At 46.9% G+C, this 22,305-nt stretch carries 22 protein-coding genes; all 22 read left to right on the top strand.

The annotated features are described in order from the left end of the window. The first annotated feature begins 12 nt into the window (after positions 1-12). The 22 genes from AC0WRU_RS16370 (at position 13) to dnaG (ending at position 22,297) form a co-directional block, all read left to right on the top strand. On the top strand, positions 13-1,362 hold the full coding sequence (locus AC0WRU_RS16370) for an aminotransferase-like domain-containing protein (RefSeq protein ID WP_476125563.1): 1,350 nt from the start codon (positions 13-15) through the stop codon (positions 1,360-1,362). Positions 1,363-1,524: 162 nt separating this feature from the next. After that, on the top strand, positions 1,525-1,884 hold the full coding sequence (locus AC0WRU_RS16365) for a histidine triad nucleotide-binding protein (RefSeq protein ID WP_014282498.1): 360 nt from the start codon (positions 1,525-1,527) through the stop codon (positions 1,882-1,884). Between the two features lie 169 nt (positions 1,885-2,053). Next, entirely contained in the window at positions 2,054-2,227 is a 174-nt protein-coding gene (gene rpsU / locus AC0WRU_RS16360) for a 30S ribosomal protein S21 (protein ID WP_005547957.1), read from the top strand. 16 nt (positions 2,228-2,243) lie between these two features. After that, positions 2,244-2,687 carry a GatB/YqeY domain-containing protein gene (locus AC0WRU_RS16355; protein ID WP_025683274.1) on the top strand — a complete coding sequence of 148 codons (444 nt, stop codon included), beginning with the start codon at positions 2,244-2,246 and terminating at the stop codon, positions 2,685-2,687. A gap of 279 nt (positions 2,688-2,966) precedes the next feature. Further along, on the top strand, positions 2,967-4,334 hold the full coding sequence (locus tag AC0WRU_RS16350) for an NfeD family protein (RefSeq protein WP_476125562.1): 1,368 nt from the start codon (positions 2,967-2,969) through the stop codon (positions 4,332-4,334). A 44-nt stretch (positions 4,335-4,378) separates the two neighbouring features. Then, positions 4,379-5,380 carry a flotillin-like protein FloA gene (gene floA, locus AC0WRU_RS16345; RefSeq protein WP_149093283.1) on the top strand — a complete coding sequence of 334 codons (1,002 nt, stop codon included), beginning with the start codon at positions 4,379-4,381 and terminating at the stop codon, positions 5,378-5,380. Between the two features lie 44 nt (positions 5,381-5,424). After that, on the top strand, positions 5,425-6,015 hold the full coding sequence (locus AC0WRU_RS16340; protein ID WP_476125561.1) for a hypothetical protein: 591 nt from the start codon (positions 5,425-5,427) through the stop codon (positions 6,013-6,015). A 453-nt stretch (positions 6,016-6,468) separates the two neighbouring features. Further along, on the top strand, positions 6,469-7,878 hold the full coding sequence (locus AC0WRU_RS16335; RefSeq protein WP_476125560.1) for an amino acid permease: 1,410 nt from the start codon (positions 6,469-6,471) through the stop codon (positions 7,876-7,878). 446 nt (positions 7,879-8,324) lie between these two features. Then, on the top strand, positions 8,325-8,618 hold the full coding sequence (yqfC, locus tag AC0WRU_RS16330; RefSeq protein WP_476125559.1) for a sporulation protein YqfC: 294 nt from the start codon (positions 8,325-8,327) through the stop codon (positions 8,616-8,618). After that, positions 8,615-9,808 (top strand): sporulation protein YqfD, encoded by a 1,194-nt coding sequence (gene yqfD / locus AC0WRU_RS16325; RefSeq protein ID WP_476125558.1) that lies wholly within the window; start codon positions 8,615-8,617, stop codon positions 9,806-9,808. Before yqfC ends, yqfD begins: the two co-directional genes overlap by 4 nt. A gap of 6 nt (positions 9,809-9,814) precedes the next feature. Next, on the top strand, positions 9,815-10,786 hold the full coding sequence (locus tag AC0WRU_RS16320) for a PhoH family protein (RefSeq protein WP_476125557.1): 972 nt from the start codon (positions 9,815-9,817) through the stop codon (positions 10,784-10,786). 90 nt (positions 10,787-10,876) lie between these two features. Beyond that, a complete protein-coding gene (locus AC0WRU_RS16315) occupies positions 10,877-13,123 on the top strand; it encodes an HD family phosphohydrolase (RefSeq protein ID WP_476125556.1) in 2,247 nt (748 codons plus the stop codon). Positions 13,124-13,181: 58 nt separating this feature from the next. Continuing rightward, entirely contained in the window at positions 13,182-13,679 is a 498-nt protein-coding gene (gene ybeY / locus AC0WRU_RS16310) for an rRNA maturation RNase YbeY (protein ID WP_354452286.1), read from the top strand. Beyond that, positions 13,679-14,053 carry a diacylglycerol kinase family protein gene (locus AC0WRU_RS16305; RefSeq protein ID WP_476125555.1) on the top strand — a complete coding sequence of 125 codons (375 nt, stop codon included), beginning with the start codon at positions 13,679-13,681 and terminating at the stop codon, positions 14,051-14,053. Before ybeY ends, AC0WRU_RS16305 begins: the two co-directional genes overlap by 1 nt. A gap of 50 nt (positions 14,054-14,103) precedes the next feature. Further along, positions 14,104-15,006, top strand: coding sequence for a GTPase Era (gene era / locus AC0WRU_RS16300; protein ID WP_149093289.1), 903 nt, complete (start codon positions 14,104-14,106; stop codon positions 15,004-15,006). A 537-nt stretch (positions 15,007-15,543) separates the two neighbouring features. Then, positions 15,544-15,681, top strand: coding sequence for a YqzL family protein (locus tag AC0WRU_RS16295; protein WP_081750702.1), 138 nt, complete (start codon positions 15,544-15,546; stop codon positions 15,679-15,681). A 42-nt stretch (positions 15,682-15,723) separates the two neighbouring features. Continuing rightward, entirely contained in the window at positions 15,724-16,476 is a 753-nt protein-coding gene (gene recO / locus AC0WRU_RS16290) for a DNA repair protein RecO (protein WP_476125554.1), read from the top strand. Between the two features lie 129 nt (positions 16,477-16,605). Beyond that, positions 16,606-16,761: a hypothetical protein gene (locus AC0WRU_RS16285; protein WP_155985341.1), complete on the top strand. Its 156-nt coding sequence runs from the start codon at positions 16,606-16,608 to the stop codon at positions 16,759-16,761. 119 nt (positions 16,762-16,880) lie between these two features. Beyond that, complete coding sequence (gene glyQ, locus AC0WRU_RS16280) at positions 16,881-17,768, top strand: glycine--tRNA ligase subunit alpha (RefSeq protein WP_476125553.1); 888 nt, start codon at positions 16,881-16,883, stop codon at positions 17,766-17,768. Further along, a complete protein-coding gene (gene glyS / locus AC0WRU_RS16275; protein ID WP_476125552.1) occupies positions 17,761-19,836 on the top strand; it encodes a glycine--tRNA ligase subunit beta in 2,076 nt (691 codons plus the stop codon). The genes glyQ and glyS overlap by 8 nt, the downstream gene beginning before the upstream one ends. 114 nt (positions 19,837-19,950) lie before the next feature. Continuing rightward, positions 19,951-20,433 (top strand): YaiI/YqxD family protein, encoded by a 483-nt coding sequence (locus AC0WRU_RS16270; RefSeq protein ID WP_049827311.1) that lies wholly within the window; start codon positions 19,951-19,953, stop codon positions 20,431-20,433. Next, a complete protein-coding gene (dnaG, locus tag AC0WRU_RS16265) occupies positions 20,426-22,297 on the top strand; it encodes a DNA primase (protein ID WP_476125551.1) in 1,872 nt (623 codons plus the stop codon). The genes AC0WRU_RS16270 and dnaG overlap by 8 nt, the downstream gene beginning before the upstream one ends. Positions 22,298-22,305 lie beyond the last annotated feature (8 nt).

Below are 22,305 nucleotides of genomic sequence, written 5' to 3'. Positions count from 1 at the left end.
AGGAGGATCATTGTGAAAAAATATATTTCGATTCTATTGGATATAGAGCTTAAAATCCGTGAAGGGCAATACAGCTCGGGTCAAAAGCTGCCTTCTATCCGGGATGCTTCAGAATTGTACCAGTGCAGCAAAAGCACGATTTTGCGGGCATATGCCGAACTTGAAAAGAAGCACGCCATCTATTCCATTCCGCAAAGCGGATATTATGTGGTGGAGAACTCCGGAGATTTGCGTCATAGCCATAGCCATATTCAGGCCTCGATTGATTTTGCTTCGGCCTCCCCGGATTTAAACGTATTTCCGTATCTGGACTTTCAGCACTGTCTGAATCAGGCTATTGATACGTACAAATATCATTTGTTCACCTACGGAGATTCGCAAGGACTGGAGACATTGCGTCATACGCTCGTTTCTCACTTGGCCGATAATCAGGTATTTGCAAAAATGGAGCGGATTATCGTCACTTCTGGTGTTCAGCAGGCACTGGAAATCCTTGCAAAAATGCCGTTTCCAAACGGCAAAAAGACGGTTTTAGTGGAGCAGCCGAGCTACGATATTTATTTGCGTTTTCTGGAGGGAGAGAGTATACCCGTCAGCACCATCGCCAGAACAGCGGCAGGTATGGATTTGCAGGAATTGGAGAACCAATTTAAGAACGGGAGCATCAAGTTTTTTTATACCATGTCAAGATATCATAATCCACTGGGGACCTCCTACAACACAGAGGAACGCAAGGCTATAGCCGTATTAGCTGCCAAATACGATGTGTTCATCGTGGAGGATGATTACATGGCTGATTTGGGGATCGACCACCTGTTCGATCCTATATATGCGTACGATCAGACAGACCATGTTATTTATTTAAAAAGCTTCTCGAAAATCATTTTCCCAGGCTTGCGCTTAGGCGTGGTGGTTTTGCCTGAAATCCTGTTAAAGACGTTCAGCGCATACAAAAGATACGTCGACACCTCCATTTTATCTCAGGCCGCACTCGATATTTATATTAAAAATGGAATGTATGAACGCCACAAGCACACGATATGCAGCCTGTATGCGGAACGCATTCGCATTTTAAACCAGGCAGTAGATCGATATAATCAGGACGGGGTGATTGAAGTGTCGGCTGTAAGCTCGGGAGTGTATATGCAGTTGAAGCTACCCCGGACGGTGAACATAGAGCGTTTGGTACAGCGTCTTGCCGCGAGGAAGGTGCTGGTGGTATCCGGTAAAGGATTTTACTTATCTAATTATAAGGAACACGAAAAGTTTTTACGCATCAGTATTTCGCGTGCTCAGCCGGATCAAATTGATGAAGGGGTAAAAGCTATTATAGAGGAAGCGGGGAGAGGGAACTGGTATTAAGCCCCTTTTTCCGTTATGATACATATAGAAACATAGGTATAACAAACCATAACTGTATATGTTCAATTCGGTTGTGGGGAAATACATAACTTTGAATGCCGAGAGCATGGGTTCTGCACTTTTGAACCTGATGATCGGCTCACTGCCAAAGGAGGGTTTTGAATGGACGATCTGTTTTTGAAAATTGTGGATGGAACCATCCCCAGCAAAAAAGTGCTGGAAACCGACAATGTGCTCGCATTTCATGACATCCAGCCTGCGGCGCCAGTACACGTGCTCATTATTCCGAAGAAATATATTCCTTCAATGAATGCTGTGACAGAGGAGGATCTGCCTTTGATTGCGGAGATTCATCGTGTTGCGGTTGAGGTGGCGAAAAAACTGGGTATCGCTGAATCCGGTTACCGGTTGATTAACAACTGTGGTCCGGATAGCGGGCAAGCGGTTGGACATCTGCATTATCATCTGCTGGGCGGTGCCCCATTGGGTGCTTTGACAGGTATTTCGGACTCACATTCTTAAAAATGACAGTGCTTGTCTTTCAGTAATACGGCGTGAATGGAGAAATATGTACCCTTTATTTATTCATTTTTTCTTATAGGTTGACACCCGGTTTCCGTTTCACCTATAATAAAATTTGATGAACCGTGTTATTGCTCTTGGACGGTCTGGTCGGAGGGAGGGAAAACTGGTGTCTGAAACTAAAGTTCGCAAAAACGAGACAATTGATGCTGCACTTCGTCGCTTTAAACGTTCCATTGCTAAGGATGGCGTATTGGCTGAGGTGAAGAAACGCAAGCATTATGAAAAGCCAAGCGTAAAGCGCAAGAAAAAGTCCGAGGCTGCTCGTAAGAGAAAGTTCTAGGAGGATCTAAGCAATCATGAATTTGAGCGAACGATTGAACGAAGATATGAAGCAAGCAATGAAGAGTAAGGACAAGTTCAAACTCTCCACCATTCGAATGGTTCGTTCTACGATTAAAAATCTTGAAATAGATTTGAAACGGGATTTGAACGACAACGAAGTGCTTGATATTCTGAGTCGTGAGATCAAACAGCGAAAAGATGCCCTCCATGAATTTGAAAAAGCCGGTCGTGATGAACTTGCGACAAGCACTAAAGCAGAAATAGAGATCATCGCTCAGTACCTTCCCGAACAACTTTCTGAAGAAGAAATTAAAGTTATTGTACAGCAGACCATCCAGGAAACCGGTGCTTCTTCAAAAGCCGAGATGGGGAAAGTAATGGCGGCCTTGATGCCTAAGGTAAAAGGCCGCGCTGACGGTAAGCTCGTGAACCAAGCGGTTCAGCAATTTCTGCAATAAACCTGCGACAAACAGGAAAGCGCAACACCCTCTGTTTACAGAGGGTGTTATTTCTGTATCTGCCGCGTTTGTCCATAGGCTGTTAGTATAAGGAAGCTTTTTTGTAAGCGTTATCTATAACCATTTGAAACGCGATGTCCATCGGGTGCGTAAAGTACATGACAGCCATCAGGAGTAGCAACATACTCAAGAATTTCACAATAAATCCTGAAAACTGTATGGTATACCTGACAAAATTTGATATGCTGTAACATAGAAAGATCGAAAGGGGGGAGAGTAATGCATAGAGAACATCACCACTCCAGCCGCAAAATGATCTTTTGGACCATGTGGATCATGATATCCGTTTTGCTGTTGCCGTTATTCCATTCGGGATCAGCGGCGGCCGCTGTGAAAGGCGGTGCTGTGTTCGTTATACCGGTGGATCAGGAAATTGAACAGGGACTGGGCAGCTTTATGGAACGCGGCTTTACAGAAGCGGCGGAGTCCAAAGCGGGCCTCATTGTGCTGGATATTAATACGCCAGGCGGACGGGTAGACACAGCGGAAAAGCTGGGCAAGCTGATTAAAGACAGCACGATTCCGACGGTTGCCTATGTAAGAGGCGAAGCGGCCTCTGCGGGAAGCTATATTGCGTTAAGTGCAGACAAAATCGTCATGGAGCCGGGCAGCATTATTGGAGCAGCAGCGCTGGTGGATGGCAGTGGGCAGGCTATCACCGACCCGAAAACGGTGGCTTGGTGGAAGAGCAGCATGGCAGCTGCTGCAGAATCCGGCGGACGTAACCCGGATATTGCGAGAGGTATGGTAGACTCCAAAATTTCTGTAGCTATACCGGAGCTGAACTTTAATAAAGAAAAAGGTCAGATCATTTCTTTAACCAGTGAGGAAGCACTTAAGCTGGGTTATGCGGATCACATCGCCTCTTCAGAACAAGAAGTTATCCAGTGGATGGGCTATAGCACGGATGATGTATTTCACGTGGAGCGGACATGGGCTGAAAAAGCAGCCGAGATATTGACCAACCCGATTGTGCAGACCTTGCTTTTATTTATCGGTATCGCGGGGGTTGTCATTGAACTACTCGTACCTGGCTTTGGAGTGCCAGGAATTTTAGGTGTGCTCGGATTTGGTTTGTACTTTTTCGGCAATTATATTGCTGGCTTTGCAGGTTCCGAGACGTGGCTGTTGTTTATCATCGGTCTGGCATTGCTTATACTTGAAATGTTCATTCCAAGCTTTGGTATTCTGGGTATTTTGGGTTCCATCAGTCTTGTCGCCGGAGTTGTTCGCGCGGCCTACAACTTGCAGCATGCCTTTATTTCTTTGGGTATAGCCTTTGCTGCTGCTGTTGCTGTGGTGGCGATCATTGCGGTCATATTCAAGGACCGAGGGATATGGAACCGTTTTATACTTAAAGAAAGCTTGACGGCTGACCAGGGCTTTTCTTCGGTGGTAAACCGGGAAGTGCTATTGGGTCAGCGAGGTGTGAGTCTGACACCGCTTCGTCCAGCAGGAACCGTGCTTATCGCTGACGAACGTGTAGACGTCGTGACGAACGGCGAGTTTATCGCTACGGATATGCCCATTATCGTATCCAAAGTAGAAGGTGGACGCATTGTGGTCAAGCCGGACACCAGCGTCTGAAACGCGAAAACAACGAAGAATTAGATTAATGGAGGATGATGCGAGTGTTCGAATCGGGTATTGTCAGCGTTTTGCTGATTGCCGTTGTAGTGATTATTGTGTTAAGCGTATTTTTTAGTTTTTTCCCGGTGATGCTGTGGATTTCAGCATTGGCGTCAGGGGTGCGGATTAGCATCATTACACTGGTAGCTATGCGGTTACGGCGTGTAACGCCAAGCCGGATTGTGAATCCGTTGATTAAGGCAACCAAGGCTGGTCTGGGCTTAAACATCAACCAGCTGGAAAGTCATTTTCTGGCGGGTGGTAATGTAGACCGAGTGATCAATGCGCTGATTGCTGCGCAGCGTGCCAACATTCCGCTTGAATTTGAACGCGCTGCTGCGATAGACCTTGCGGGTCGGGATGTTCTGCAAGCGGTCCAAATGAGCGTTAATCCGCGTGTCATTGAGACGCCTACTGTCGCTGCGGTAGCCAAGGATGGTATCGAAGTGAAGGTTAAGGCTCGTGTTACAGTACGTGCCAACATTGATCGACTCGTCGGGGGTGCAGGAGAAGAAACGATTATTGCGCGGGTCGGTGAAGGGATCGTTACGACTGTCGGCTCCAGTAATTCGCATAAGGACGTGCTGGAGAACCCGGATTCCATTTCCAGGACGGTGCTGTCCAAAGGTCTGGATGCCGGAACGGCGTTTGAAATCTTGTCCATTGATATTGCGGACGTTGATGTAGGCAAGAATATTGGTGCCTTCCTGCAAACCGAGCAGGCGGAAGCTGATAAACGGATTGCGCAGGCAAAAGCGGAAGAACGCCGTGCAATGGCCGTGGCGCAGGAGCAGGAAATGAAGGCACGTGTCGTAGAGATGAGAGCGCGTGTGGTTGAATCCGAATCCGAAGTGCCTCTGGCGATGGCTGAGGCACTGCGTGGTGGAAAACTCGGCGTTATGGACTATATGAATTTGAAAAACATTGAGGCAGATACGCAAATGCGCGGTTCCTTGGGCAAACCGAATGAAAACTCGGGAAATGACAACAAAAACCGGGATTAACAACGGGATATAGCCGGTGAATTACGGCAGCAAGGCGGTGAGTTATGAACTTTATCAGCTGGATTTTTGAGCATTTGTATATCCTGATTGTGATCGGCTTTGCGTTGGTGTCTTTTTTGGGCAAAAGCATGAAAAGCACAGAGAGAAAAGCGCCGCCGGGAAAGGGTATGCCTACGTTTGGTGGCGACCACGGCTCTCGCGGCCCTTCGTCACCATCCGGACCTTCCTCCATGGAACACAGACAGGAACGGCGCCAGCCGCAAAGGCAGGATACTGCTGGAGAATTGCAGCGTCAGTTTCCTGATGAACGGCGTGTAGTTATGGAAGCTCGTCGCATGGAAGAACAAATGAATGATTGGACGGAAACAGAGCAGCAGACAAATCGGGATTCCCTAGATAACGGTTCGACTCTGGAGGACCGAATCCGGGCCATGGAAGAAGAGCGTAGATCGGTTTTAGCCCGTCTTGATCGCATATCCAATGCAAGAGAGTCGGGAGAGATTACAGATGCCCCTGAGGGAGCTTCGCAGGAGCGTAGTACAGTAACTGCGGCTGACCTGCGCAGAGGTGTGATTTGGGCAGAAATATTGGGTCCTCCGCGTTCCAAGCGTTATATGGGTGGAGGAAGACGTTAAAAAGACAAGAGCTGTTATCGTTTTATTTGAGCAGTTTGCATGAATGGTTTAGTCCGCCCCGGCTTTAGCTGGTGGCGGACTATTTTTTTGCTAATACATAGGCCAGTCCAGAATAGAAATCAGTTTAGCAGAAAATACTATTATGAACTGACATAAGATGTCACAAACCCGGTAGTAGCAATGGTTTCTTACGTCATTTGTAAGTAAAAAATCTGTCATTGTGTCTAGTTTAATACTGAACTTTCGAAAAAAATACAGAGGCAAAATGATCAAATGTAAGAATATGAATGGAACTTTCCGAAAACGGTTTTCCTTTTTTCGTTTTTATATATAATGTTCTCAAAGATAGTGTTTCTGAAAATTTACTCCAAATTTAGAGAAAATAAACGTAATTTCGAGATGAGATGACCCAGATATAAAAGTATATATTACATGTCTAAGGAGATGGGATGGATGAATAATAGCTTGTTCAGAAAAAAGAGCATTGATCAGTTACTTGCTGCAACGCGGGGTGAAAAAGCACTTAAAAAAGAGCTTGGTGCCTTTGATTTAACCATGCTTGGGATTGGAGCCATTATCGGAACAGGGATTTTTGTTTTGACAGGTACAGGAGCGATTACGGCTGGTCCAGGCATGGTTATCTCTTTTGTGATTGCAGGGCTTGCCTGTTTATTCGCAGCATTGGCTTATGCCGAGTTTGCATCCACCGTTCCAGTGTCCGGTTCTGTCTACACTTTTACATATGTCACGATGGGGGAGCTACTGGCCTTTATTATCGGATGGGATTTAATTTTGGAATACATGCTGACTGCCAGTGCGGTTTCCGCAGGCTGGTCGGGGTACTTTGTGTCATTCCTGAATGGACTCGGCATTCATATTCCACTTGAATTAACTGCTGCACCAGGCGCTTTAAAGGACCAGCCCACCTATTTTAATCTTCCAGCTTTTCTGATTTTGATGGGTATTACGTTATTGCTTTATTTTGGAATCCGAAAATCCAAACGAATTAATAATATTATGGTTATTGTAAAAATTATTGTGATTTTATTGTTTATCATCGTTGCTATTAAATATGTGAAGCCAGATCATTGGACACCGTTTTTGCCATTTGGGTTTAGTGGAGTGTTTGGGGCCGCGGCACTTGTGTTTTTTGCCTTTATTGGTTTCGATGCCGTTTCATCTGCCGCAGAAGAAACTAAAAGTCCAGCTCGTGATTTACCGCGGGGTATCATTTTCTCGCTTGTTATTTGTACGCTTTTATATGTCATTGTTAGCGGGATTATGACAGGGATTGTACCGTTTATGGATTTTGAAGGTGTTTCTCATCCGGTGTCACTTGTCTTGCAGGTTGCAGGTCAGAACTGGGTTGCGGGGATTGTGGATGTGGGGGCCATTTTAGGGATGACCACAGTTATGCTGGTCATGCTCTATGGCCAAACCCGTATTATGTTTGCTATGTCGCGTGATGGTCTGGTACCAAAAGTATTGTCCAAGGTTCATCCTAAATACAAAACTCCATATATTAACACATTGTTTTTTGGTACATTATCTGCATTTATGGGCGGGTTGATTCCACTGGATGAATTGGCGAGTATGGTGAACATCGGCACTCTTTCAGCCTTTATACTGATTTCTGTCGCTGTGATTGTGATGCGAAGAACACAGCCGGATCTGCCCAGAGCCTTCCGATGTCCGGGTGTTCCGTATATTCCGATTTTGGCTATTATTTCGTGTGGGGCGCTCATCCTGAATTTACATAGCCAAACGTTTATCCGTTTTCTGATTTGGCTCGTTATAGGTCTGGCCGTTTATTTTCTATATTCCAGAAAAAACTCTCTTTTGAATCATGATTCCGAAAAATAACAGAACGGCTCTATAAAATCAGGAAAAGACAATCTCGTTTCGATGCTTGAATCGGGGTTGTCTTTTTCATTTTTCATTTTGCAAGTATCCAGACTCTTGCTATGCAAAATCAGGGCTACGATGAATTGTTAGTTTCGTTTCATAAATATGGCGGCTGGATCATAAAGTGTACAGTACAGATATCTGTGGCGCCGGTGTAATGACGCCCATATCTAAGCGGCATCGGCATTGGTTAAAAAACATCGTAGCTGCCATGAAAATGACTATGATCCACCGGATGGTAATAACAGGAGACGAAAATCAGCAGCGTAGCTACCATAAAAACAATTATTAGCCGTTGGATGGCATCGACACAAGAGGAAAAATCAGCAGCGTAGCTGCCATAAAAGCAATTATTAGCCATTGGATAACAATTGTTTTTATGACAGGAAAGGAGATTCCCTCGTATGAGCCGGATGAGCCGCAAACTGCGAAAGTGGGCCAGTGAGACGCTGGAACTTCCGCAGGACATTCTATTTGACCTGCCGCGGTTAACTCTCATTGGCAGCCGCCAGCTTTATGTGGAGAATCACCGGGGCGTCGTGGACTTCACGCCGGATCGGCTAGTACTTGCGCTGGCGCAAGGCAGGTTGCGGGTGACGGGGCGTGGGCTTGTCATCACATCTATTATGCCTGATCAGGTCAGTGTGGAAGGACACATTACGGATATCCAATTGGAAGGAACGGAGGAAGGCTCATGAAACATCCTGCTTTAACTAAGCTGCGTGGCACGGTTACCCTTGCCGTCAAGGGCGAGAGCGTGGAAGCGTTCATTAATCTGCTCACGGAGCATCAAATACCTGTTTGGAACGTGCGGCCGATGGGTACAAGACATGCAGAAATGAACCTTCTGCTGCCGCACGTCTTCCTGCTGCGTCCGCTTCTGAGAAGGACAGGCTGTAAAATGCATATTTTAAAACGCCAAGGGATTCCCTTTATCGCTGCGCGGCTGGCCAAACGTAAATTTTTTCTGGTTGGACTGGCTGTATTCTGGGTAGGCCTGTTCCTGATGTCCTCGCTCATCTGGGACGTTGAAGTAAAGGGAAATGACAAGCTCACAACGGAAGCTGTACTCAAAGCTGCCCGTCAGGAGGGGCTGTATCCGTTTCAATGGAACTTCCGTGTTTCCAGTCAGGACAAGCTTTCGCGTGCACTCATGCAGAAGCTCCCTGAGGCATCCTGGATCGGTGTGGAGAAGCAGGGCACCTCAGTAACGATTCAGGTCGTTGAAGCCTCACAGCCTGTCCCTGCGCCGCTCTACAGCCCGCGTCACCTCATCAGCAATGCAGATGCGGTAGTCACTGAAATTTTTGCCGAGCAGGGTCGTCCTGTCGTGCATAAAAATACACGTGTCAAAAAAGGAGCCATACTTATCTCGGGAACGCTCGGGGATGAGGAAAATCAGCAGCAGGTCGTAGCCAAGGGGGAGATTAAGGGCCTCGTGTGGCATGAGTACGAAATTAGCAGTCCGACGGTGCGACGCAGCAGCACATATACTGGAAACAGTCACGACCGCCTGTATCTGGTGCTGGGCAACCACGCGGTGCAGTTATGGGGATATGGAAAAATCCCTTATTCTGCGCATAAAACCACAGTTGAGCATGACCCGCTGACGTGGCGCTCCTTCCGTCTTCCCGTCGGTTGGATGACCGAAAGCGTGAGGGAGACAAAGATACATGAGGATAAGCTTACGGAAACAGAAGCTCAAAATAGAGGAATAGAAGGGGCACGAGCCGATATTTTAGCCAAATACGGCAAAGGAACGAAAATAATGAGCCAAAAAATTTTGCATGAGAAGAGAGAGAATGGTAAAGTTTATATGAAAGTGCTTTTTGAAGTGGAACAGAATATTGCGGAAGAACTTCCGCTAGTTCATAACCAAGGAGAATGAGGCTATTTGGCAGAACAACAACGCAGCATACAAATTGCATTGAACAATGCGGGAGAAGGACAGGCGCTGTTCGGCCCGCAGGATTCCTTTTTAAAATTGATTGAAGCGGCTGTTCCCGCAAAAATGGATTCCCGTGAGGCGGAAATCAATATTTTTGGTAACGTCCATGAGGTGGAAGTGCTCGAACAATTGTTCGATGTACTGCTCCAGTTAATTCGTAATGGGTATATCCTGACCGAAAGAGACGTCCATTATGCGATTGAGTTGGCAAAAGATTTACGCGCCGATCAATTGCTTGATCTGTTCAAGGGAGAGATCACGACCACCTTCCGGGGCAAGCCGATCCGTGTCAAAACGATTGGACAAAAGCACTATGTAACCACGATAAAAAAACGCGATATCGTATTTGGGATTGGCCCGGCGGGTACAGGTAAAACGTATTTGGCTGTGGTGCTGGCGGTAACTGCCCTGAAGGAAGGCTCGGTCAAGCGAATTGTATTGACCCGTCCTGCGGTGGAAGCAGGCGAGAATCTGGGCTTTTTGCCAGGGGATTTGCAGGAAAAGGTTGATCCGTATCTGCGCCCGTTGTATGACGCGTTGTACGATGTTATGGGACCGGAGCAGACAGCAAAGGCACTGGAGCGCGGGTTGATTGAAATTGCGCCGCTGGCCTACATGCGGGGACGGACGCTGGACGATTCGTTCATTATTTTGGATGAAGCGCAAAACACCACGCCGGAGCAAATGAAAATGTTTTTGACCCGACTGGGCTTTGGCTCCAAAATGGTCATCACCGGTGATGTTACGCAAATTGATTTGCCTCGTGGCAAAAAATCCGGTCTGATTGAAGCGAATGCGATTTTACAGGGGATTGAGGAAATAGGCTTCGTGCATTTTGCACAAGAGGATGTTGTCCGTCATTCTCTGGTTCAGAAAATCATCGTGGCTTACGACCAGGTTGCCGAAAATCAGGGATAAGCCTTCATATCACGAATGTGGAGCTATCAGAAGTATGAAAATAAGCAGCGTAGCTGTCTTGAAAAAGATGATGGAGAGGGATTGTTTTAGATGACCTCGAAGGAATTGTCTAAGGGCAAAACGTTCCAGCATAGAATGAGTGGATGGAAGTATAGCGTGGCGACACGCTATCTTCTGTTTTTATTTTTAGTGGTTCTTTTTTACGTAGGTTTTGCATCCAAGCTGCTTCCCGAGCGCTATGACATTCGAGTAAACCAGCCGAGTGAAAAGGAAATTGTGGCTCCTATGCAGCTTCCCAACAGCAAAGCGACGTTAAAGGCTCAGGAAGAGTCTGCCGAACGGGTACAGCCCATGTATACGATTGTACCGATTCGCAACGATAACCTGATTACGGGTATTCTAGACCGAATTGAACGGCTCAATCAGGACGATCAGGTTTCCAGATCCGATAAAATTTCCATTTACAAGGATGAAATTCCTCAGCGTGCGCGGGAATTTGTGCAAAATTTTGTGAACAATAGCCGTAACGCGGATGCTTACCCGGAAAAGCTGTTGGATGAAGTACTGCAAAAAACAAAAGAGCAAACCTATCGGATTCCAGAGGAAACCTTTATCAAAATTCCGCGTCTCACGTCCGAGGATATTGCCGAGATGCGGCCGGTAGCGCGTGAAATCGTGACCGGATTGATGAACGATCAGATTACGGACGCACAAACAGCCCGGGCCAAGGTGGCCGAGCGGGTCAGTACGAGTACGCTTACCAAGCGCACCTCTCGTGAAGTTGTTCAGGAGCTTGCAAGGCTTGTGATTACGGCCAACAAGTTTTATGATGATACAGCTACGAAGGATGCCAGGGTACAGGCTCGTGAAGATACACCAACAGTCTATATCAAACAGGGTGAAGTGCTCGTCAAGAAAGGCGAGATTATTACCCAGGAAATTTATACCTTACTGGATGAGAACGAGCTTCTAAAGGACAAGATCAACTATTGGCCGCAATTTGGCCTGTTGATGCTGTCTGCGATGCTGGCCTTGGGTCTGTTTATGTATATTCGCCAATTCCAATCACGAACGCGACGTTTCAAGTATAACAATGCACAATTGCTTATGCTGGTGTTGATTTTTGTAATCACGGTGGGCGCAATGATGTTAACCGCCATATTGCAGGACAGTGAACGGTCTTATCTCGGCTATCTGGCGCCTATCGCGCTTGGAGCCATGCTCGTAACGCTGTTGCTCGATATGTCGCTGGCGTTCGTTTGTGCCGTTATATTCAGTATATTGGCAAGTGTTATTTTGAATGTCCGACAAGGACAAATTTTTGATTTTAACTTCGGCTTTTTTGCCCTTGTGGTTTGTCTTGCGGCGATTTTTTCAACGCATCGAGCCAGTCAGCGTTCCACGCTGTTCAAGGGAGCGATTATGGTATGCCTGTTCGGCTCTATGTCCGTCTTTACTCTGGCGCTGATCGACCAGGGCAACTGGACTCAGACAACGACGCTCTATGCGGTAGCTTTTGCTTTTGCAGGCGGTTTAATTACAGCGATACTTGTGATTGGGCTTATGCCATTTTTTGAGTCTACCTTTGGCATTTTGTCAACGCTGAAACTGGTTGAGCTGTCTAACCCGAATCATCCGCTACTGCGCAAGCTGCTTACGGAGACACCGGGTACGTATCACCATAGTGTAATGGTAGGTAATCTGTCAGAGGCTGCGGCGGAAGCTATAGGTGCTAACGGCTTGTTGTGCAGGGTTGGTTCGTATTATCATGACATTGGTAAAACAAAGCGCCCTTCGTACTTCATTGAAAATCAGAATGGCATGGACAATCCGCATGATACAATAGAGCCAAAGCTGAGTAAGTCCATCATTATTGCCCATGCCCGTGACGGTGTGGAAATGCAATTGGATTACAAGCTGCCAAAGCTGATTCGTGATATTGCCGAGCAGCATCACGGAACGACATTTTTGCACTATTTTTATCACAAGGCGCTACGTGAGGCGGAGGAGCAGGGCGTAGAGCCGGATTTTACCGAGGATGATTTTCGTTATCCTGGGCCAAAAGCCCAGTCCAAGGAGGCTGCTGTAGTCGGGATTGCCGATAGTGTGGAAGCGGCAGTTCGTTCCCTGCGGAAACCGACGGTGGATCAGGTGGAGTCGATGATTGAAAAAATTATCAAAAGTCGTCTGGATGATCACCAGTTCAACGATTGTGAGCTAACGATGCGGGAGCTTGATATTGTGGCTCAAACTCTTAAAGAAACCGTGATGGGAACTTTCCATTCCCGGATTGAATATCCCGAAGAAAGACCAAAGCCTGAGAATGGGAAAGCATAACATAATAGGCTTGTGTATGAAGTGCGGCTGGAGCATTAGAATTAAAGGAGCGGTTGGCATGAGCCTTCAATTAGCTTGGAATAATGAACAAAACGATATGGTAATCCACGAATCCTTGATTGGTTTGCTGAACACTCTATTGGAGGAAGCAGGCAAGGTGGAAGGGGTGACGGACGGTGAGGTGGCCCTCACCTTCGTGAATGACGAGCAAATCCATGAACTGAACAGGGATTATCGCGGAATCGATCGTCCAACCGATGTGCTGTCATTTGCCATGAAGGAAACACTGGATGAAGAGCTAGAAATTATCTATGAGCTGGATGACGAAGGACCGCTGGACGATGTGCCGGATGTGCTGGGGGATATTATTATTTCCGTGCAGACAGCGCAAGCTCAGAGCGAAGAATACGGACATTCGATTGAGCGTGAAATCGGTTTTTTGTTTGTTCACGGCTTCTTGCATTTACTGGGCTATGATCATCAGGATGAGGCCAGTGAGGCTGAAATGATGGGCAAGCAAGAAGCAGTACTGGCTCAAGTGGGGTTGACACGGTAATGAGACGTCAGCCTTGGAGAATGACCTTTCGTTATGCCGCAGAAGGCGTGATATATGCTCTGCGCACGCAAATAAATATGCGGATACATGTGGTCATGGCGTTTCTCGTCATTGCAGCAGGCTTAAGCCTGCGCATCTCCCGGCTTGACTGGTTATTCGTCTCTATGGCGATTGCCATGGTAATCGTAGCCGAGCTGATCAATACCGCTGTTGAAGCGGCGATAGATTTAATCTCGCCTGATATCCATCCGCTGGCCAAAGCGGCTAAAGACACCGCCGCCGGAGCTGTGCTCCTGGCAGCGGTTTTTGCTGTAATTATTGGTATATTTGTGTTTTACAGGCCGTTGTTGACCTTGATTAGTCAGCTTTTTTAATGGAAAAACCAAAATAAAAATAGGCGCTTAATCGCGCTGGAGGAAACGAAATGGCTAAGAAACACTTTAAATCAGGCTTTGTTGCGATTGTCGGGAGACCCAATGTAGGAAAATCAACTCTGATGAACCATGTCATCGGCCAGAAAATCGCCATCATGTCGGACAAGCCCCAAACTACACGTAATAAAATACATGGGGTATTCACTACAGAGGACACGCAAATTGTATTTTTGGACACACCAGGCATTCATAAGCGCCAGTCTAAACTGGGCGACTACATGAATCAGACAGCCTTTAATACGTTGGGCGAAGTTGAGGCTGTACTTTTCCTTATTGATGCCTCTGAAGGATTAGGCGGAGGCGACCGTTTTATTGCCGAACAGCTTAAACAAGTAAAAACGCCAGTTATCTTGGTGTTGAATAAAATTGATCGCATTGAGCCGGAAGCGTTGTTGCCCCTGATTGAGCAGTATCGCAAGTTGTACGACTTTGCAGAAATCGTGCCGATCTCGGCCAAAATGGGCAACAATGTGAACCGTCTGCTGGAGCAGGTACAGAAATACTTGCCTGAAGGCCCGCAATATTACCCGGATGACCAAATTACCGATCATCCGGAGCAGTTCGTCATTTCCGAGCTGGTACGGGAAAAGATTTTGCATATGACACGTGAGGAAGTACCCCATTCTATTGCAGTTATGATTGAAGACATGAAAGTGCAGGATAATGGTGTAGTGCATATTATGGCAGTCATTTTTGTGGAACGGGATTCTCAGAAGGGTATCATTATCGGTAAGCAGGGAGCTATGCTCAAGGAAGTGGGAAAACAGGCACGTATAGATATCCAAAACCTGCTAGGCTCTAAAATTTTCCTGGAACTGTGGGTAAAGGTCAAAAAAGACTGGCGTAACCAGGATCGTGTACTGCGCGACCTCGGCTTCCACCGCGACGCTTAAAAGCATGTTATATTTCACACTTTAGTTTCCTTAAGGGATCTTAAAATGGAGTTTTAAATTAGTTGAAACCAGGTATGTTTAGTCTTTTAAGCACCAAAAAAGCCGTTCCGACTACCCATTCACTACCACAGGCAGGAAGTAAAGTTTCTTTGTCTTGGGTAATTCTAAGCGTCGCGTCTTTGCAGCGCTTAACTCTTGCTCTTCCCTTACCCTCATTTCCAGCATTGAAAAAATGAATGCTTTAAAAAAGGTTGTGTAACTGTATGCACGCTGTAGCGGAGCGAAGGATTTGAATCTGAAGAAGCGCCAGCGTTCGCCTTTACCCCTGAATTTAACCCTTTTCATGTTTCAAATACAAATAAATTCAGGGGTAACAGCGATCGAAAGATCAAATCATTCGCGGAGCGTCTCAGCACCGCCTACAGCAACACACTTTTTTTAAACGCAATCCATTTATTTCATCGCATACTTCCCCCCTCCTCGCATCATCCTAATTTTGAGATGCAAACGTCATTTCCGAAGAAAGGATGAATACGATTGCGAGATTTTTCGTGGAAGTATTTTGCGAAGACTGGGGATGTCGGTGCGTATCTGTTATACAGGGAGAGCGCCGTGACACGGGAGCAAGACACAGATGAAGGAGAGTCGGACGAGCATGAAGAAGCCCGTGAATAGTGCAAGCCACTGGCTTCTTCGCGAATGTTTGGGGGAAGAGGCATGCTTTACAGGGTGGAAGGAATCGTCATCCGCAGCATGGATTACGGTGAGGGGAACAAAATTATTACGCTTTGCACCGAAAGCGGCGGTAAGACAGGCGTGCTGGTCAGAGGAGCCAAGAAGCCCAAAAGCCGTCATGCCGCTTTAACGCAGCCGTTTACGTATGGTGAATTTGTATTTTTTCGAAATACCGGCTTAGGCACGCTGAATGCTGGTGAAATTATCCAATCCCACCATACACTGCGCGAGGATATTACCAAGGCGGCTTACGCCTCATATGCCTGTGAATTGCTTGACCGGGTACTACATGATGAGGAAACGGGCACCTTTTGGTTTAAGCAGCTTAAAGCATGTCTGGAAGCGCTGGAGAGCGGAAAAGATCCGGTGATCGTCATGAGCATTTATGAATTTAAAATATTGCAGGCGGCCGGATATGCTCCCCAGCTTGATGCCTGTATTTCCAGCGGACAGCAGTTTGCTGATGAAGATATGTTTATCAGTCCGAGGCTGGGCGGGGTCTTGTGTCGAAGTTACAAGCATTTTGATCCTGCTGCATTGAGTGTGACACCGCGTACGTTGAAGCTGTTACGTTTGTTCGCAAGAATGGATCTAAACCGGCTCGGCAACATTGATGTGAAGGACTCGACCAAGCTGGAAATCAAACATGTCATGCGCCAGTTCATGGACATGCAGCTGGAGGTCAAGCTGAAATCCCGTAATTTTCTGGATCAGCTCGACAAATATGATATGTGAAACATCTTGCTCCCTTGACTGTGCTGCTGAAAACGTGTAATATCCTACTATATATCTCCTTCTGGAGCAGAGGCATTGAACGAGAAAGTAGCGGAGTTTATTCTCTAGAGTAAGCGAGTCGGGGACGGTGTGAGCCTGGCGGGAAATCTTCGTGAACAAGGCACTCGGGAGCATCTGAATGGACACGGAAAAGAGGATTACAGTCTGGCTGGTGATGAAGGACTGCAATCAAGTAGGGTGGAACCGCGGGAGTCAGCTCTCGTCCCTACGTCTGTACAGGCGTAGAGGCGGGGGCTTTTTGCTGTCTCTGGCGAGGCTTGTTGGAAGTTGGCAGCCCTGTACATAGAAGCTTTACGAAGAATGATCACCACCATTTGAGGTAATTTGGAAGGGAAGGGTGTACCATGAATTTTCAGCAGATGATTTTCACACTGCAACAATTTTGGGCTGAGCACAACTGTATTATTGTACAGCCGTATGACACGGAAAAAGGGGCAGGCACAATGAACCCGATGACGTATTTACGTTCGATTGGACCTGAGCCGTGGAACGTAGCTTATGTTGAGCCATCCCGCCGTCCCGCAGATGGTCGTTATGGGGAGAACCCGAACCGTCTGTATCAGCATCACCAGTTTCAGGTTGTTTTGAAGCCATCGCCTGATAACATTCAGGAATTGTATCTGGAGAGCCTGAGCCGCCTTGGTATTAATCCTCTGGAACATGATATTCGCTTTGTTGAAGACAACTGGGAAGCGCCAACGCTGGGAGCATGGGGATTAGGTTGGGAAGTATGGCTGGACGGTATGGAAATTACCCAATTCACGTATTTTCAGCAAGTGGGCGGTATCGATGCCAGTCCGGTTGCGGTTGAAATCACGTATGGTATGGAGCGTCTTGCGTCCTACATTCAGGACAAGGAGAACGTATTCGATCTTGAGTGGGTTAATGGCATCACGTATGGAGATGTTTTCCACCAGCCTGAATTTGAGCATTCTAAATATACGTTTGAAGTATCTGATGTCAAAATGCTTTTTACCCTGTTTAATATGTATGAAGAAGAAGCGAATAAAGCCATGGCGCAGCATCTTGTATTTCCAGCCTACGATTATGTATTGAAATGCTCTCATGCGTTCAACTTGTTGGATGCCCGTGGTGCAATCAGTGTAACGGAACGAACCGGATTTATTATGCGTGTACGGAATTTGGCCCGTCAGGTGGCTGCAACTTATCTGGAGGAACGCGAGAAGCTGGGCTTCCCGTTGTTGAAGAAAGGAGGTGCGGCACATGTCTAAGGATTTGCTGTTTGAAATCGGTTTGGAAGAAGTGCCCGCCCGTTTTATTCCTGCTGCGATTCAGCAGTTAAAGGAGCGTATGACGGCATGGTTGGACAGCTCACGTATTGCTCATGGTGATGTAGAAGCTTATGCTACTCCTCGTCGTCTGGCAGTGCTGGTTAAGGAAGTAGCCGAAAAGCAGGAAGATATTAACGAAGAAGTCAAAGGTCCTTCCCGCAAAATCGCACTTGACGAAGCCGGTAATTGGAGCAAGGCTGCTCTCGGCTTTGCCCGTAGCCAAGGTGTTGATCCTGAACAGTTTACGTTCAAGGAGCTTGGAGGCGTGGATTATATTTACGCGACCAAGAGCAGTATAGGTGTACCGACAGCGGAAGTGCTGTCCGAAGGCCTGTTGCACATTTTGCATGCCATGACCTTCCCTAAATTTATGCGTTGGGCCAGCTATGACTTTAAGTTTGTTCGTCCAATTCGCTGGTTGGTCGCCTTGTTTGGGAATGATATTGTTAACCTGGAAATTGCCGGGGTTCAATCCGGGAATGTGACAAGAGGACATCGTTTTCTCGGGCAGGATACTATTGTAGAAAGTCCGGCAGACTATGTTGAGGCGCTTCGTAAACAGCATGTCATTGTGGATATTGCGGAACGCCAGTCCATTATCGTGAAGCAGATTGAAGCGTTGGCAGCCGAAAAAGACTGGACGATCGCGGTTAAGGATGATCTGCTGGAAGAAGTGCTGTATCTGGTCGAAACGCCGACGGTACTGTTCGGAGGTTTTGATCCTTCGTTCCTCAACATTCCGAAGGATGTGCTGATTACTTCCATGCGTGAGCATCAACGCTATTTCCCGGTTCTGGATCGTGTGGGAGAGCTGCTGCCATACTTTGTTACGGTACGTAACGGAGGGAGTCAATCACTGGATGTTATCGCCAAAGGGAACGAAAAAGTATTGCGCGCACGGCTGTCTGATGCCAAATTCTTTTATGAGGAAGATCAGAGATTGGAAATCAAGGATGCGCTCTCCAAGCTGGAAAGTATCGTTTTCCACGAGGAATTGGGTACGGTTGGAGACAAGGTACGGCGGATTCGCCGCATTGCCGATGCTTTAGCTGAAAAGCTGCGGGTTTCCCCGGATACACAGGAGTCGGTTAGCCGGGCGGCGGATATTTGTAAATTCGACCTGGTAACGCAAATGGTATATGAGTTTCCGGAGCTGCAAGGGGTTATGGGTGAGGACTATGCCCGTAAGGCTGGAGAGAAGGAAGAAGTGGCGAGAGCGGTATTTGAGCATTATCAGCCGCGTTTTGCCGGAGAAACGGTTCCTTCTACGAACGCAGGGGCTATTGTCAGCATCGCTGATAAAATGGATACCATCACTGGCTGCTTCTCCATCGGTATTATTCCGACAGGCTCGCAGGACCCTTATGCGCTACGTCGCCAGGCCGCGGGTATTGTGCAGATTTTGCTGGATCGTAATCTTTCAGCAACTTTGTCTGATGTGTTCAATATTGCGCTTGACGTACACGACAACCTTGGAAATATGAAACGTTCTGCCGATGAAATTCGCAAAGAGTTACATGAATTCTTCGGTTTGCGGGTGAAAAAGCTGTTGTCCGAGACGCTTCGTTATGACGTCGTTGACGCTGTGCTTGCCGCTGGATTTGATGATGTTGCTTCTGTCGTTAATCGCGGAGCTGCTCTGATGAATGCGGTACAAACGGGAGATGCCTTTAAAGCAACGGTAGAGTCGTTTAACCGTGTAGGCAATTTGGCTGCAAAAGCTGTTCATGCATCAGTTAATACGGGTGAATTTACGGAACAGGGTGAAAAAGCGCTCTATGAAGCATGGTACGGCGTTTATGAATCTTATCTTACAGCATTGCAGGAAGGCGATGCCACGCGAGCTTTAGCACTTGCCTCGTCCATTACTCCTGCGATCACAGCGTTCTTTGATTCCGTAATGGTTATGGCTGAGGATGATGCGATTCGTAATAATCGTCTGGCATTGCTGGCCGCCATTGATACAGAGCTGAAGCGTTTTGCTGATTTTTCCAAGCTCGTGGGCTAATCGTAGCTGTAATAGTATGAACAACTTGAAAAAATGGGTATAAATATACGGAACGGTGTAAGAGTGATCTTGCAGCCGTTCCGTATTTTACTCGAATCCGGATGGAGATGGGGGATGCTTGTGGGAATATCCGGAGGTTTATCGGATGTGCGGATCGTTGTCGACGGTGACGCTTGTCCTGTCAAAAGCGAAATTGCGGATACAGCTTCCCGTTTTCAAGTTCAGGTTATTATGGTATCTTCGTATGATCATCTTATCCAGGGCAGCGGAGGCGTGACCATCGTAAAAGTAGACCGTAGCGACCAAAGCGCTGATCTCTATATTGCTAATCATATCCGTCGGGGAGACATTGTAACCACCAACGATTACGGTCTTGCGGCACTTGCTTTGGCTAAAGGCTGTGAGGTTATGTCATTTCGCGGAGCGATGTATCGAAACGATTCGATTGATTTTATGCTCGACCGCCGTCACACTTCTGCCAAGGAAAGGAAAAAAGGACGTTATGGAAAAGGTCCTAAACCGTTTACAACAGAGGATCGTGAAGTTTTTCAACATAAACTGACAAAACTTTTACTCTGCTTGCAGGAGAATGAATAACGGTATCGAATTATATTTACGTGCTAAAGAGATGAAGGTGGTTAACTTGAGTGCTGGACAAGGCAACATACCGGACGATATCATTGAGTCGGTTTTACAGCATCATGATATCGTAGATACGGTAAGCAAGTACGTGCATTTGACCAAGCAGGGGAAGTATATGAAAGGGCTCTGTCCTTTTCATTCCGAAAAAACCCCTTCATTCACCGTGACACCGGATCGTCAGATTTTTTACTGCTACGGCTGCGGCGCGGGAGGCAATGCCATCAAATTTATGATGGAAATCGAAGGACTATCCTTTCCCGAAGCTGTCAGAACAATGGCGGAAGAAAGTCATATCCCTCTCGGCGAATGGCAGGGACGTGAGTCAACGCATCAGCATCCTGAGTTGGACAGGTTGTTGCAAGCGTACGAGCTAACATCTAAGATGTACCATTTTCTCCTTAAAAATACGGAGCATGGCAAACCGGCTATGGAGTATTTGCGGTCACGGGGATTTACTGACAAGATCATTGATCAATTTCAAATTGGCTATGCCCCTAACCGATGGGATACGATCGTCCAGTTTCTGGAGAAGCGTTCTTTCGATCCTGTTGAGATGGAAAAGGGCGGGCTTATTTCTCCCCGACATGAGGGGGATGGGTATGTGGATCGGTTCAGGGATCGCATTATGTTTCCCATTTGGAATCGAAATGGCAAAGTAATTGCCTTTGCGGGCCGTATACTGGGTGAAGGACAGCCCAAGTATTTGAATTCACCCGAAACCAAGCTGTTCAACAAGAGTCGGACCCTGTACAATCTCCACCATGCCAAGAATTCGATTCGAAAGCTTCGCCAGAGTGTTCTTTTTGAAGGATACGGTGATGTCATCTCGGCTTGGGAAGCAGGTGTGCAGAACGGGGTGGCCGCTATGGGCACAGCTTTGACGGAGCATCATGCCACAATGCTAAAGGGACTGTGCGACGAGGTCATTATTTGCTATGATGGTGACCGGGCAGGACAAGCTGCTGCGCTCAAAAATTTTCCGTTGCTGGAAAATGCGGGACTTCACGTTAAGGTAGCGCTGGTCAGCGACGGTATGGACCCGGATGATTTTATCCGGCAATACGGCGGGGAAAGGTTTCAGCGCCAAATTATCGAAAGTGCCGTTTCAACGGTGAAATTTAAGCTTATATATCTGAAAAAAAACCATATACTGCAAGAGGAAGAAGGAAGAATCGCGTATTCCCGCGAAGCATTAAATGTCATTGCACCTCTGTCATCCCCGACCGAGCGGGAAGTGTATTTGCGCGAAGTATCAGCCGAAGTCAAGGTGGATTTTGAAACCTTAAAGCAAGAATGCAATTTATTCCGACAGTCCCTGCAAAAAAAACAGGACTTTGGGGATAATAACGAAAATCGGTGGAATAATGGTAGGCATAAAAACGGGCAGATTGCAAAACCAAATGTCATGCCAGCTTATCATGTGGCGGAACGTAGATTACTCCACTGGATGATGCAGGATGCAGAAACTGCAAAATATGTGGAGAAGCATCTGGGGGATGCCTTTAATATTGAGGATCATGCAGCAATTGCTGCTTATCTATACGCCTATTATGCACAAGGTAAATTACCGGATACGAGCCGATTTATTTCTTCTCTTCAAGACGACCGTCTGGAGAAAACCGTAAGCTCGATTATGATGATGGATGCTCCAGATGTATCGCCACACGTATTGGACGATTGTATTCAGCAGGTGTGCAAATTTCCATTGCAGAAGCAACTGGATTTGAAGAGAGAAGAAATGAGAGCCGCGGAGCGTTCTGGTGATGCTTTGCGCGCAGCACAAATTGTAATTGAGATTATAGCCCTAGAGAGACAATGAACACACAG

It is taken from the genome of Paenibacillus sp. 1-8 (genome assembly GCF_056316205.1).
This window is presented reverse-complemented; position numbering and strand designations above follow the sequence as displayed.